This window comes from Tsukamurella serpentis (genome assembly GCF_054780975.1).
The window spans coordinates 248,223-261,801 of sequence record NZ_BAAGVH010000004.1 but is presented as its reverse complement, the minus strand read 5'-3'; the positions used below and the strand labels follow the sequence as shown (position 1 = coordinate 261,801).

Here is a 13,579-nt window from a genome sequence, read left to right as displayed (position 1 = left end):
TGCCCCTTAACTCACCGATCATTTCGGTAACACTTTGCAGATTAATACACCGGTACGACGACGTTGTCATCCGGTCGCTCCCGCACAATTGCGGATGAAGCGGGTCATCGCACCTCGTCGAACCAGCCCGAGCAGCCGCCGCGGTCGATCAGTTCGGTCATCCCCTCGGAGAAGCGCCGCCGGGTTCCCGGACTGAGCGTCACCTCGATCACCGCGTCCGAACCCCGTTTGGAGGTCGACAGGACCCGGCCCACGGAGGTGTCCATCACCCCGACCGCCCACTGCGCCTGATTCCGGACTCCTCCGGAATCGACACGGTGGTAGACGATCTCAGTACGTCGTCCGGTGTAGCGCGCGGCTTCGACGAGGACGTCCACCGACTCCGGGGAGAGCTCGTGCGAGCGCAACCGGGCACGGATGCCCCGTTCACTGCGCGGACCCGTCAGCTCCGGGCGGAAGGCCGCCACCAGTTCCGCGAGCTCGGCCGAGTCCACGGTGAGCGAGTCGAACTCGGCGGGCGCGCAGCCTCCCAGAATCCGCCACAACGGTTCGATCACAGTGGCCTCGAGACCATCACGATCGGTGACGAAACCCTGAACCGTCAGGTGATCGTCATTGCGGAAGGCGACCACCACATGGTCCCCGCGCCGCACCACGGCCCCCCGGAGCACCTGATCACCGTCGAAGACCCGGACCGCGAGCTCCGCGGCCGGTGCCTGCAACGCCCGCAGCCACTGCGCGACCTGCGGATCGACGGTCCCGTCGCCCTGCACCAGGCCGGCGGCGACGAGCCCCGGGAAGACGGCGCAGTCCACGACGAATTGGTCGTCGGGGCGGTACACGTTCGGGTGCACCGCGAGCACCACCGGTGCGATCTCGGTGACATCGGCCAGCCGCATCAGCAGCAGCAGCTCGTCCATGGACACCTCGAACGCCGCCAGCTTGGCCGGAGCCTCCTCGCGCAGCATGCGAATCTAGACCCCGTACAGGCCCGCGGCCTGCGTCTGCCCGGCCTGGTGGATGGCTGCGGCGGTCTGCAGGTTCACCCCGGTCTTGCGGATCGCCATGGCCAGGTTCTCGTTGGCCTTGAGGCAGATCTCGTGCACGTGCTGGTAGCTCTCCTGATCCACGCCGACCCAGTTGCCGGCGTTGAGGTTCGCGGTGTTGTTCGCGGTGAGCTCGGCGATGTTGGCGTCCGCGACCGCGGCGGCCTTGCCCAGGCTGGCGGAGGTCAGGTCGTAGCTGGCGTAGTCGACCCTGATCAGTGGAGAAGTCATGTCATTGCTCCTTCGGTGACGATGTTCCGGTCAGACCACGTAGCCGGTGAACAGGCCACCGGCGTCGCCGTCCGTGCTGACGATCAGGCCGCCGTTGCGCCCGAGCGCCTCGGCCACGGCCTCGAGCTTCTGCTGCTCGGCGTTGCACACCGCGATCAGCTCCTCCATGTGGGCGCTGGCCTTGTTGGTGGTGTCGCCGGCGTTCGCGGCGCGGTAGGCCTCGGCGGTGGTGCGCACGAACTTGATGTTCGCCAGCGTGGTGGCCGCGACGTCGTGCGTCTTCGCGGTGCCCGCGGCGTGGGTCACGGTGTTCATGTCGTAGATCTGCGGTGGCATGTCTTCCTCCAGTTCGATCGGTTTGGGTCTGGGATCGGGGCGGGGCCCGATCAGGGCTGGTCGCCTCCCGAGGGGGCGTCCACCGACACCGATTCCACGTCCGGCTCGGAATCGCGGTAGATGGGCATCACCGCGGAGGTGTCCGGCACCACCGCACGCTCGCGCTGCTTGCCCTGCGATCGCGCCACCGGTGCAGTGCTCGCCACCGGCTGGATCGGGCGCAGCGGCTCCACCGGAACCCGCGGCACGGGCGGGGGCGGCGCCGCCACCATCAGCCCATCGGTCTGCCAGTTCGACGGTGCCGCGTACTGCGGCACCGCCCCGGCCCCTGCGGCCCGGATACCGCTGGCGGTGCGCGCGATCGGTTCTCCGCGCGAGATCCGTTCCAGCGTCTGGGATCCGGGACGGGTCCCGAAGTACCCGACCGCGGCGGTCCGGTTCTCGGAGCCGATGGTGGACATGAGCTGGGTGAGCGGCTGGGAGACGATCCCGCCGCCGACGGCCTGCACCACCGGTTGTGCGGCCTGCACCGGTACCTGGCCCACGGTCTGAGCGCCCTGGACCGCTCCGGCGGCGGCACCCGCGGCCAGCGGGACCGCCGTCGTCGCCTGCGCGAGTACCCGGCCGAGCTCCTGTCCGGCCATCGGCCGGGCCGCGCCGGGTGAGTCCGGGGTCTTCGACTGCACGGACTGCGCGTTGGAGACGGCCTGTTCCACGCGCTGGGTGTTCACCACGACGGTCTGGGCGAGTTTCGTGCCGGCCAGAACCCCGGACGCAGTGCGCATCGCCAGGTTGCTGGCGACCGCATACGCTCCCTGCGCGGCGAGGGTCATCTTCGTGACCACGGCGTCACCGACGGAAGCGGCCCCGGCAGCCGCGGCTGGAATCGGCACGGCCGCGGCGGTGGCCATCGGCTTGGGCGGAACGAACGGCTCGAAGGTCATGTTGGCGACGGAGTTCGCCAGGTAGACCGTCATCATGGAGGCGTTCTGCGCCCACATCGCGGCGTACTCCGCCTCGTTCGCGGCGATCGCGGCGGTGTTCACCCCGAGGAAGTTGGTGGCGTGCAGGACCGCGTTTGTGACGTGGTTCTGGGCGATCTCGGGCAACTGCGCCATACCGGCGAGCGCTGCGGAGTAGTCGGCGGCCTGCTTGGTGTGCCGGGTGGACGCCAGTAGCGACTGCACCCGCACACCCTCGTTGTGGGCCAGGTACATCGCGACGTTGCGGGTCATCAGGGAGGTCTCCGGCGCCTGCCAGGATGCGGCGAGCCGAGGAAGCAGAGCGGTGAGGAAGGCGGAACGGGCACTGACCGATGCGGCGACCGACGCCCAGGCGGCTGCGGCGGCGGTGGCCGGTGCGGGACCCGCGCCCGTCATCAGGCGACCGACGTTGACCTCTGGCGGAAGCGCGATGAAGGTCATGCGGTCACACTCGCATCAGAACTGGACGGCGTTGTCGGCCGAGATGTAGGTGGCCGCCACCGCGGAGAGGCTCACCCCGTACTGCGCGACCTCGGCGTGGTCCACCACGGACGTCGCCAGGAAGTTCGCGGCGTGTGCCGCCGAGCCCGCCGAGGCGAGCATCGAGACCTCGTCGGCGCCCGCGGGGACGGTGGCGCCGATGGCGCCGGAAGCACCGCCGATCAGGCCGGACGTGGTCGCGACGTTGGCCATGACCTCGTTCGTCCCCGCCAAGAGCTGAATAGGCACCACGTTCAGGCCCACCTGCCGTCCCTTCGTCCGGTTTTCAAGTTGCAACTAAAGCAGAACCGATCGGGTTCGTCAATCCCAAGAGCAAACTACGGACACGGCCCGGAATCGGTCATCCCCACAGGTCCTCGCCGGTGTCGCCGTCGCCGCGCCGGACCCCGTTCCAGGCGATCTGCACGGCGTCCGAGGGCGCTCCCCGACCCGGGTGGAACCGGGCGCGTCCCGGGATCCCGAAGCGCTGTCCCCGTTCGCCGCCGATGTTGACGTTGAACTTGTCGGCCGAGAGCACCAGCGCCATCGAGCTGTGCGTGTCGAGGTACTGGATCAGCGGGTCGGAGCTGGCCTTGTAGAGCAGTTCGGCGTCGTTGAGGACCACGATCACGTGGAAGCCGCGGATCACCCCGTCGTTCATCAGCTTGACGGTCTGGGTGATCGGATTCGTGCGGTCCCCGCGGGCGACGACCGCGTCGTAGTCGTCGATGATGAGGAAGATCTCCGGGCCGGTCCACCAGTCGCGGCGCGCGAGCGCATCGCTGTCCGCGGTGTCCGGGACCCGGCGGTAGGTGACGGCCATCGGGTCGGTCTGGCCCTCACCCATCCACTCGATCAGTTTGTCCTGCCAACGGCGCAGGAAGTCGTGCAGGTCGGAGCCGTGCACGCCGAGGTTCTTCGGGTTCGGAGCGAACGCGCCGCGGTGCACCCGCTTGGGATCGAGCAGGGCGATGGCACCGTCGTCGATGGTCGGGTATCGGCGGCTGATCGACTCGATCAGGGTGTGCACGAACGCGGACCGGCCGGAGCCGCTCTCACCGACCACGTACATGTGCGCCTCGCGGCCGAAGTCGGCGACGGCCGGAGCCCCGTCGCTCTCCCGCCGGCCGAACGGCAGTCGCACCCGTTCCCGCTCCCCCACCTCCGGCGGCAGCACCGACAACAGCTCGGCCTGATCGATCACCTCGGGCAGGGCCAGCAGCTTCGGCGCCGCCGCACCGGAGGTGTTGGCCCGGCGGATACGCCGCACGAGTTCGGCGATGCCCGAACTGAGCGTCTGCGGGGAGCTGTCACCGTCGGCGCGGGGCAGCGCGACCAGTGCCAGCAGGTCGCGGTCGGTGGTGATCACGTGCCCAGCCTTGTCCGGAACGGTCTTGTTGCGCTGCGAGTTGACCACGGACATGTCGTAGCTGGCCGTGGAGACGCGTCCCTCGACGATGGTGTGCATGTGACTGGCCAGGCCGCGCAGCACGGTGTTGCGGGCGGTGGTGATCACGAAGTGGACACCGAAGTTGAGAGCGCCCGACGCCAGTGCCTCGAGCGTCGCCACCCGGTCCTCGAAGACACCGCCGTCGGTCACCGCGGCGTCGAAACCGTCGATCACGATGAAGACGTCGCCGAAGGCGTCCTCGGCGTTCAGCGCAGACCCCGGATCGCTCTTCATCCGCCGGTACTCAGGCATCGAATTCACCCGGTACTTGCGGAACAGCCGAACCCGATGATCGATCAGATCTGTCATCTGCGAGACGATCCGGTTGATCGCATCGTCCTCGGCGCGCACCGCGATCCGGGAGACGTGCGGCAGTTCCTCCAGGCGCATCCAGCCGCCACCGGTGTAGTCCACCACGAAGAACTGCACCTGCTCCGGTGAGTGGGTGAGCGCCAGGGAGGTCACCAGAGTCATCGCCGCGGTGGTCTTACCCTTCTGCGGGCCGCCGTAGATCAGCACATTGCCCTGGCCTCCGGACAGGTCCAGCTCCCACACCGGTTGCTGGTGCCGGGCCGGATCGTCGAACACACCGAACGGCAGCTTGAGCGTGGCCGGGGTGCTCGCCCTGGGCGGAACCCACTGGTCGGCGCGCAACGACGGTGCCACCGCGTCCAGGGTGGTCGAGGTCAGCTCCGGCAACCAGGGCCGGTAGGCCGGGCGGGCAGGTGCCTTGGTGAGCAGTTCCTTGACCACGGTGAACACGGTGGGTGCAGCGAGCAGTTCCTCCTCGGTGCGCACCACCTCCTCGACCTCGACGATCTCCGCCCCCGCATCGGGCGGGTCCACCCGGCGGGCGGTGAAAACGCGGGAGGAGAGGTCGTTGATACCGGCCGGCGCGGATTCGCGCGCAACGGGTTCCGGCTCGGCGTCCGGCGGGAAGTACGGCTTACCGGTGAACCCGGCGTAGAACCGGATCAGATCGTCCTCGTGGAGTGTCTTGATCAGGCCGTTGCCCGGTTTACCGGGCAGGTTCTTCGCGTCCGGGACGCCGATCACCGCGCGTGAGTCTCCGGCGGTGCCGGTGCGAAGTGCTATGTGGTAGTGGATGTTCGATTCGAGACCGCGGGAGCGGGCCATCTCCGCGTTCTGCGACGCGAGCAGCAGATGCACCCCCACGGAACGACCGACTCGGCCGATCTGGCTGAAGATGTTCACGAACTCCGGCTTGGCCTCGAGCAGCTCGGTGTACTCGTCGATCAGCACCAGCAGGGCGGGCATCGGTTCCAGTTCCGGGCAGTGCCCGGACTCGCGGGCCTTCTCGTACTCGGTCAGTCCGATGATGTTGAACGACGGGTATCGCGCTGCGGCGCTGTCGAAGAGCTGTTGCCGCCGCTTGAGCTCGCCGGTGATGACCTCCATCATGCGGTCCACCATGCGCTCGGACTTCTCCAGGTTGGTGACCACCGCCGCGACGTGCGGGATGTCCTCCATGCCCTGGTAGGTCGCACCGCCCTTGAAGTCCACCAGCAGCAGATTCAGCATCGACGGGGAGTGGAACAGGCAGGCGTCGAGCACGAGGCAGCGCAGGAACTCCGACTTCCCGGAGCCGGAGGTGCCGATCATCTCTCCGTGTGGGCCGGTGCCTCCCTGGCTGGCCTCGCGCATGTTGAGGAAGATCCGGGTCCCGTCGGGGGCGAAACCGATCGGGAAGTTGAGCCGGCGGGGATCGTCGAATCGTTTGATCCGCTGCCAGAAGTCGACCACGTCGATGGCCCCGGGGTCGTCCACCTGCACCAGGTTCGCCCAGTCCCGGCCGGTGTCCTTGCGTTCCTTGGACAGCAGTGAAGCAGTGGTCTCCAGCTCCCACCGGGCCAGCCTGCGGGCGATGGTGTGCGCGTCGATCAGGTCCAGGTGGTCGGCGCGGGCGATCTCCTTGGGCGCCTCCAGCGGTAGGTCGGAATCCCACCGGGTGACGATGCCCGCGCCGTCGACGTTCAGCGACACGGCGTGCGGGAAGGATTCGATCACACCGTCGGGCGGGGAGATCAGGATCCAGGTGACGTCCGCGAGCGAGGCGATCGCCTGATCGGTCATCCGCGCCCGCTCGGTGGAATCGACGATGACCACGGTGTGCCGGGTGCGCCCGGTCACCTCCGACTCGGTGGTGAACGGACGGGCGTAGTCCACCACCCGTTCACTGTCGACGACCGGGGCCTGCTCGTCACCGGTGAGATCGTCGAGGAACTCGGTCCAGTTGCCGTAGATCATGCGCCGCGAACCGAGGGCGTCCACCAGCGTCGGATGCTGCGCGTGCGGTAGCCATTTCAAGTACTCCCAACTGCCGCCGTCGGGGGTGTCGGCCACCACCACCATGCGGAGCCGGTCCGGACCGTGGGTGATGGCCAGGTGGCTGAGCATCGCCCGGACCATTGCGGCCGCGTTCTCCCGGTCTCCCCCGATGCCGAGTACCGGGAAATTGCGCAGGGTGAACGCCACCGGCATATCGGCGATGGTGGAGTGGGTGTGCAGGAACTTCACCGTCTCGGTCCATTGCACCGGGTCGAGGAACTCGCCGTCCGGCGCTTCCGGGGTGAGCACCTTCGCCTTCGGGACGATCCGGCCCCGGCCGTACCGGGCGGCGGTGAAACGCGACTTGCGTTCCTGGTCACCGCCGTTGACCTCCCACATCCGCTCGGTGCCGATGATCGAGGCCACGACCGATGGATCGGGATAGGCGTACGAGAGGGCGGCGTGATAGTTGCCGCCCCGGGAGAGCGCCTTCTCCCGGGCGGATCCGATCGCCCGGCTCGCCTGCTTGCGGTCATGCAGCAGTTGAGCTTTCGACTTGTTGCCACTGCCGCCGGGGCCGCCGCCCATGTACGCGAACATGCCGAACAGCAACATCATGGGCATGAGCAGCATCACCGGGTTGAAGCCGCGGTTCATCCGGATCATCATGAACAACATGCCGAGTACGGCGACCACCATGACCACCGGCATCATCACGGTCCGCCATTTGCCGGGCGGGTCCACCTCGTCGATGGCGTCCGGCGCGCGGACCTCCACCTCCTGTTTGATGACCCGCGGCTCCTTCTTCGGATGCAGCGGGGGCTCGAAGACCTGCCTACTCACTTCTCGCCTTTCGCGTCGAACCTCGCAACGACGGGGTCCTGCGCGCCGCCGTCGTGCTTGATCGACGCGCTCGCCTGCGAGAGCGTCGGCCCGGGCGCGAACAGGCTGATCACGGTCCACGGGGCGGGGACCGCGGCGCGCAGGCCCAGCGCCTTCGCCGAGGCCCCCTGATCGTTGGACCCCTGATCGTCGATGCCGTACCGGATGCCGGTGTCGGCCATCCAGAACTCGCCGCCCCGCTCACGCGAGTCCGCGGCGGAACCGGTGGCGTACACGTACCGTCCGCTGTTCGGTGGCATGTAGACGTCATCGGCGACGGTGCCCTGCGAACCGTCGGCGCTGATCAGCGGGATCCGTGAGGCCGCCTGCTGCGGGGACAGCGGCAGGGTGCGGCCCACCGTGACGCGCTGGGTGGCGGTCGGGTCGTCGCCCTCGCGGGACCATGCGTAGCAGGTGACCGGGTCCTTGGCCGCATCGACGATGCTCACGCCGCCCTGCGGGAAGTGGTCGACCGCGATCCGCCCGCCCACCTTGGGCCACTGGTTGACCTTCGCCGCCTCGACCTCGACCACACCACTGCGTACCGGTGACGCGGTCTGCAGGATCGCCGCAGCGGTCGGCCCGATCTGCTGGACTCCGTCCGCGGCGGCCACGTAGTAGGTCCAGCCACCGTCGACGGTGGGCACTCGCAGCGTGGTGCCGGTGAGCAGCTTTTCGGTGTTCCCGAACCGCACCGGTCTGCCGAGGTCGGCGATCTGCGGGACGTCGATCGGCTCACGAGCGGCGAGGGTGTTGAACAACCCGGCCGACATGGGGATCACCGCCTCGTCGATCCGGATCCCGAGAGCCTCCCGGACGGCGGAGTTGCGCATGTCCAGCCGGGCCCGTGCCACCACCCCGCGGTCCTGGTAGACCAGCCAGGTCTGTTTGTCGAAGGAGACGATCCGCGCCTGTGATCCTTGGAGGTCGGAATCCGCGTTCGCAGCCAGGTCTCCACCGATGACGGTGACCTTCACCGCCGAGCGGGCGGTGGTGGGCAGCCCGGTCGCCGGATCGAGCGGCGCGGCCGCTCCGGTCGCGGTACTGTCACACACCGCCCAGGCCGATGCACGGCTATCTGAGTTGCGGATCGCAGTGGGGGCGTAGGGAATACCGACCATCGGACCGCGGGGCAGCCGTTCGATCTCGGAGGACTTCGCCTGCACGGGTTTGGCCGGGGAGCCGATGATCAACTGTGCGGAGACCACGTTGGGGACCGGGCTCAGGGCATCGCCCACCTTCACGTACAACGCACCCGTCTGCGAATCCTGGATGATCGAGCCGTCCTTGATCTTTCCCGCGGGAAAGATCACCGCCGCCACGATGGCGCCGATGACACCCACCAGTCCGGCCGCGAGTGCGATGTACAGCGGTGATCCCTGGTACTTCTTCACATCGTCGATCCAGCGCGTGTCCCGGCGGACCAGCGCTTCCTCGTTGCGGCGCTGCAGATAGGCCTCGCCCGACTTCTGGTACTTGGTGGTCAGCCGGAATCCGCGCACTCTTTCCTGGAGTCCCGACTGCGGGTTCTTCGGGTCTGGGGTGTGCTCAGCCATTGACCCGTTCCTGATCGTCGCCCAGCAGATTCCAGTCCGGCCAGGGGAAGTTGGGAGACACCCTCAGGGTCTCGTCGTAGGCCAGGCGAACGTCGCCCAGTTCGAGGGTCCGCAGCAGTACCCGACGCTGGTCCGCGGACAGTCCGGATCTGTCGATCGCACTGACCCGGAAGTCGCGGAAGCCCCGGGCGGAGGAGATGACGGTGCGCATGAAACGTGCATTGGACATCAGGTCGATGCCCGAGCACAGGCGTCCCTTGAGGTCGAGTGCACTGACCTCGGAGAGCCGGCGGTTGCTCTCCGCGAGGAAGGCGCGCACACCCTCACCGAGCATCTCCCGGTTCTTCGCGGCGACCGACTCCGCGATCTCCACCAGTTCGTCCGAGGTGAACGAGGTGAACGAGATTCGGGTCGGGAAGCGCAGCGGCAGACCAGGGTTGACTTGTAGCAGACGGTTCATATCGTCGTCGTAGCCGGCCAGGACAACGACCACCTTGTCGCGCAGCGGCTTATCGCCCTCGTTCTCGATCCGGGCGAGCATCGCTTCGAGTGCCTCCCGGCCGAAGCGCGACGCCTGATCCTCGCCGTCTCCGGCGACCAGGCCGTAGGCCTCGTCCAGGAAGAACAGCCCACCGCGCGACTCGTCGACCAGCTTGTTGGTACGGATCCCGGCCTGCCCCACGTAACCGGTCATCATGTCGCTGGGCTGGTGTTCGTACACCTCGGGCCGAGCGATCACGCCGAGTCCGTAATAGAGCTTGGCGAGGATCCGCACTCCGGTGGTCTTGCCGGTGCCGGGAGGTCCGGTGATGATCGCCGACAGGCGCATCTCCTCCTCGCTGTACTCCTCGCCGAGTTCCTCACTGAGCAACCGGCGTTCGCGGTCCATCTCCACCTTGGAGGCGAGACGCCGGATCTGCGACTTCACGTCGGGACTTCCGACCAGCGCATCGAGTTCGCGCCAGGCGTCGGCGAGGACCGCATCGCGCTGGCGATCGAGGGAGGCCTGCTCGATCTCCCGGGCGGTGGTGCCGGAGGCCGGGTCCCACGGATCGGTGCGGGTGTTCATCGACTCCGCGGTGACCACTTCCAGCGCGCCGCCGGCGGCGGCGTGGTCGAGGTCGGCTCGGGCGGAGATCCAGGCCCGGGCATCGCGCAGCAGCTTGGCAGCGGCCTCCTCCTCACCGGTCGCGCGCAGCGCGTACGCCTGGGTGACGATCAGGCTGGCCTGCACGAGCTTGAACTCCTCGGAGGCCAGAGCGCTCTTGGCCGCGGACAGCGCCTGATGTGCGTCACCGGTACCGACCAGCGCCCGCGCGGTCAGTGCGGTCACACCGAGTTGCCAGAAGCGGACGGCACCGTCGGACTCCGGGGCGACCCACATCGGTTCCCGGCTGTCGGCCACGGTGGAGAGCACCTCGGGCCATCGGTGCGCCAGTCCCAGCAGGCAGATCCACAGGTACCGCAGGTAGTTGCGCTGAGCGGGAGCATCCGGGCTCACCTCGCGCTGCAGCCGGGTGATCTCCTCCGCGGCCTCGGCGAGATGGCCGGCCTGGGCCAGGATCACCGCGGCGCCCGCCCGCGCGTACCGCACGTCGGTCACCGGCATTCCCAGTTCCACGACGCCCATCTCCACCGGGATCTTCAACCCGAGGGCGCCCTCGGCGGGATCGACGACCATGCCGTTGCGCCGGAGTTCGGCTCCGAAGTTCCGGGCCGAGTTCAGCAGTCCCCGGGCGGTATCCGGATCACGCAGACGGGGCCGGTCGACGGCCATCAGACCGATCCAGGCGTCGCACATCGTGGGGTCTGCCTCGACGGCCAGGCGGAAGGCCTGGGCCGGTTCACTGGTCTCACCACGCGCGGACAGCGACCGGAGACCGAGTGAGAAGTAGCGCTGGGCGGTCGGATTCGATGGGCTCATGCGCCCTGGACCGACGAGGTGCTGCTTCGGCCGGCCAGGAACCGGGCGAAGGTCCACGCGTACACCGCGGACTCGATGTCGTGGTCCGCAGCAGCCAGGGTGGCCACCACGATCGCCCGTTCGAGCATGCGGTCCCGCAGCCGTTGCGCCTGCGGCGCAGGCCGGCTGAGGTCTTCCGGTGCGGCAGGAGTGCGGTCGAGTCGGAGGACGTCCGAGAGCGCACGGGCATCGCTGTGCAGCTGTTCGAGCACCGCCGGTGGTACGGCGCCGTTCGACTCCAGGAAGCGGCGCGCGTCCAGGCGCGCGGCCTCCAACCCGATCACGTGATCCTCCGCGATCACCTGCTTCTCCAGGTCCCGGATCAGCGCTCGGGCCTGGCGGTCGGCCTGAACCCGGTCGAGCGACCGGATGTGCTGGCTCCGAGCGGCGGAGACGGTGGCCTCGAAGCGGCTGCGCCCGCCCGGGAGGACGGCGCCGGGCCTGCTCACTCCGACGAACTCGGTGGCTCCCACCGCGCTGCGGTACGCCTGCCCGGGGTGGGTGGTGGCCACGGCAGCGGTCCGGAAGTCGCCGAGCGCGGCGTATTCGAGCAGCTGCCGCACCGGATCGTCGATCGACGCCCACTGGTATCCGGTGGGCATGTTCCACAGCACGCGGACCCCGGCGGGGATCACCGCATCGGGAGGCAACCAGCCGGCGTCGGAGGTACTGACGGCCATCACCGTCTCGGATTCACCCACCAGTAGTCCTGCAGCCCAGTGGAATCCGGTTTCGGGACCGTTCGGACCATTGACCAGCGACCCGAGGATGGACGCCACCACGTCGTGCACCTGGTGGCCCTCGGGGCTCAACCGGCCGGACGGAGACAATGGCTTCGTGCGACCGAGGATCACCGGTCCGGTCGCGAGGACAGGGCTCGACGGTGCCTTCTGCTCGGCAGCGGGGGCAGGTGCGGGGGCAGCTGCCGGAGCTGCGGCGGCGGAGCCCTGACCGTTCGCCGAGGCCTTCAGCAGGTCCGCGAACCTGACGGTGGCCGGGCCCTTCCGACTCGCCGGCGTGAGCGGCGGTGCGGGCGCCACCGGTGGCGCCGGGGCCGCCTCCGCATCGGATGCCGTATCCGGCGGCGGCGCCGGCACCGGGACACTCACCGCCGGGGGCTCCGGCGCAGCGGGCTCGGGCTCGTCGTCCGCAGCCGGCGCTGACGGGATCTCGGCCACCTCGTCCACCTCGGTCTCCTGAACCCCGGCCGCTGCCAGCTCGGCCGGGGTGGTGGGTATCGGCAGGAACTGGGTGCGCGGCACCACGGGCACCGGGCCGCTGCTCGGCGCCGGTTCCGCTGGAAGCTCGTCGCGGTCCTGGGCCGGGTCCTGTGGTTCGGCCAGGGCCGAGGCACCGTCGCCGCAGTGCACGTCCTGCGGCACCGCCGGGGCGACCACCGGCTGCGGCACCACGGGGATCACCGCGTCGTCGGGCCCGTCGCTCTCCCGGCCGAGTTGCTCGACGGAGCCGGTCCCGTTGCGGCCATTGAGGTTCGGGGTGCGCCCGAGGGAGAGGAAGCCGGCCCCTCCGGGGGTGTCCCCGGCGGAATCTGCGAAGACCTCCCGCGCGGCGGTCGCGGCGTCGGGGGCAGCCTCGGAAACGGTGTCGGGGGCATCAGCGGATACCGTCTCAGGGGCGTCGCCGGGCACATCACGGGTTACCGGATCCTGCACGGATCGGGATGCATCGGCGACGTCCCGCTCACGCTGGCCGCACTTGTACTCGGCTCCGCGATAGCCCTTGCGTGCATGTCCGGTGCGGGCCACTCGTCCGTTCAGTTGTGCCGCAGTGCTGCCCGGCACCCGGCCGAAGGCCATGAATCCACTGACCAGGCCCGCAGGCGTCTTGTCCTGCGCATTCGCCCGCGTCGGAGTCGGCATCTTCGCCGCGACCTCGGCCGCCCGTGCCCGGGCGGTCTCGATCAGCTCGGCGATCCGCTCGGCCGGATCGTCTCCGGCGAGCGCCGACTGCCGGCGGGCGGCCTCGATATCGGCCTCCACCTGGTACACGATCTGGGACTGCTCCAGGTTCACCTGCTGCAGGCTGCGAGCGAGGTCTCCGAGTGCGTGTGCGACGTGCACCAGGGACTCCCCGACCCGCACGATGCCGATGAAGCTCTGCGCCCACTTGCCGGTCTCCGACTCGAGGAAGTCGGCGACATCGACCTCTCCCAATTGTGCGGTGGCCGTTGACCCTTCGCTGGCCACCCGGAATGCGTAGGACGACGCCTGCGCAGCCGACAGTGCGCGTGAGGCCAGATCGTCCGGGGTCACCTCGTCCTCCCAGATGCCCTCCAGGAGGGCATCCGCGTGCGGGGTATCAGGTCTGTCGATCACGCGACACCTCATTCATCCCGGGCGCGG

Annotated in this window: 9 protein-coding genes; all 9 read right to left on the bottom strand. The window is 68.9% G+C overall.

Annotated elements, in window-relative coordinates; all coding sequences use genetic code 11:
• Window positions 1–104: 104 nt before the first annotated feature.
• Window positions 105–968, bottom strand: a complete 864-nt coding sequence (locus ACYVHG_RS13010; RefSeq protein ID WP_461167879.1) for an ESX secretion-associated protein EspG — start codon at window positions 966–968, stop codon at window positions 105–107.
• 6 nt (window positions 969–974) lie between these two features.
• Window positions 975–1,277, bottom strand: coding sequence for a hypothetical protein (locus ACYVHG_RS13005; RefSeq protein ID WP_461167878.1), 303 nt, complete (start codon window positions 1,275–1,277; stop codon window positions 975–977).
• Between the two features lie 30 nt (window positions 1,278–1,307).
• Window positions 1,308–1,613, bottom strand: a complete 306-nt coding sequence (locus ACYVHG_RS13000; protein ID WP_461167877.1) for a hypothetical protein — start codon at window positions 1,611–1,613, stop codon at window positions 1,308–1,310.
• A 50-nt stretch (window positions 1,614–1,663) separates the two neighbouring features.
• A complete protein-coding gene (locus ACYVHG_RS12995) occupies window positions 1,664–3,037 on the bottom strand; it encodes a PPE family protein (RefSeq protein ID WP_461167876.1) in 1,374 nt (457 codons plus the stop codon).
• A 15-nt stretch (window positions 3,038–3,052) separates the two neighbouring features.
• Complete coding sequence (locus ACYVHG_RS12990) at window positions 3,053–3,325, bottom strand: PE family protein (RefSeq protein ID WP_461167875.1); 273 nt, start codon at window positions 3,323–3,325, stop codon at window positions 3,053–3,055.
• Between the two features lie 112 nt (window positions 3,326–3,437).
• Complete coding sequence (gene eccCa, locus ACYVHG_RS12985) at window positions 3,438–7,658, bottom strand: type VII secretion protein EccCa (protein ID WP_461167874.1); 4,221 nt, start codon at window positions 7,656–7,658, stop codon at window positions 3,438–3,440.
• The gene (gene eccB, locus ACYVHG_RS12980) at window positions 7,655–9,253 is read right to left on the bottom strand and encodes a type VII secretion protein EccB (RefSeq protein ID WP_461167873.1); all 1,599 of its coding nucleotides are present in this window, start codon (window positions 9,251–9,253) and stop codon (window positions 7,655–7,657) included. Before eccB ends, eccCa begins: the two co-directional genes overlap by 4 nt.
• Complete coding sequence (locus ACYVHG_RS12975) at window positions 9,246–11,177, bottom strand: AAA family ATPase (RefSeq protein WP_461167872.1); 1,932 nt, start codon at window positions 11,175–11,177, stop codon at window positions 9,246–9,248. Before ACYVHG_RS12975 ends, eccB begins: the two co-directional genes overlap by 8 nt.
• Entirely contained in the window at window positions 11,174–13,552 is a 2,379-nt protein-coding gene (locus ACYVHG_RS12970; RefSeq protein ID WP_461167871.1) for a hypothetical protein, read from the bottom strand. Before ACYVHG_RS12970 ends, ACYVHG_RS12975 begins: the two co-directional genes overlap by 4 nt.
• Window positions 13,553–13,579 lie beyond the last annotated feature (27 nt).

What these genes read in the sequence shown, in the direction of transcription:
- ACYVHG_RS13010 (WP_461167879.1), bottom strand. Translation starts at nt 968, where the DNA reads ATGCTGCGCGAGGAGGCTCCGGCCAAGCTGGCGGCGTTCGAGGTGTCC.
- ACYVHG_RS13005 (WP_461167878.1), bottom strand. Translation starts at nt 1,277, where the DNA reads ATGACTTCTCCACTGATCAGGGTCGACTACGCCAGCTACGACCTGACC.
- ACYVHG_RS13000 (WP_461167877.1), bottom strand. Translation starts at nt 1,613, where the DNA reads ATGCCACCGCAGATCTACGACATGAACACCGTGACCCACGCCGCGGGC.
- ACYVHG_RS12995 (WP_461167876.1), bottom strand. Translation starts at nt 3,037, where the DNA reads ATGACCTTCATCGCGCTTCCGCCAGAGGTCAACGTCGGTCGCCTGATG.
- eccB (WP_461167873.1), bottom strand. Translation starts at nt 9,253, where the DNA reads ATGGCTGAGCACACCCCAGACCCGAAGAACCCGCAGTCGGGACTCCAG.
- ACYVHG_RS12975 (WP_461167872.1), bottom strand. Translation starts at nt 11,177, where the DNA reads ATGAGCCCATCGAATCCGACCGCCCAGCGCTACTTCTCACTCGGTCTC.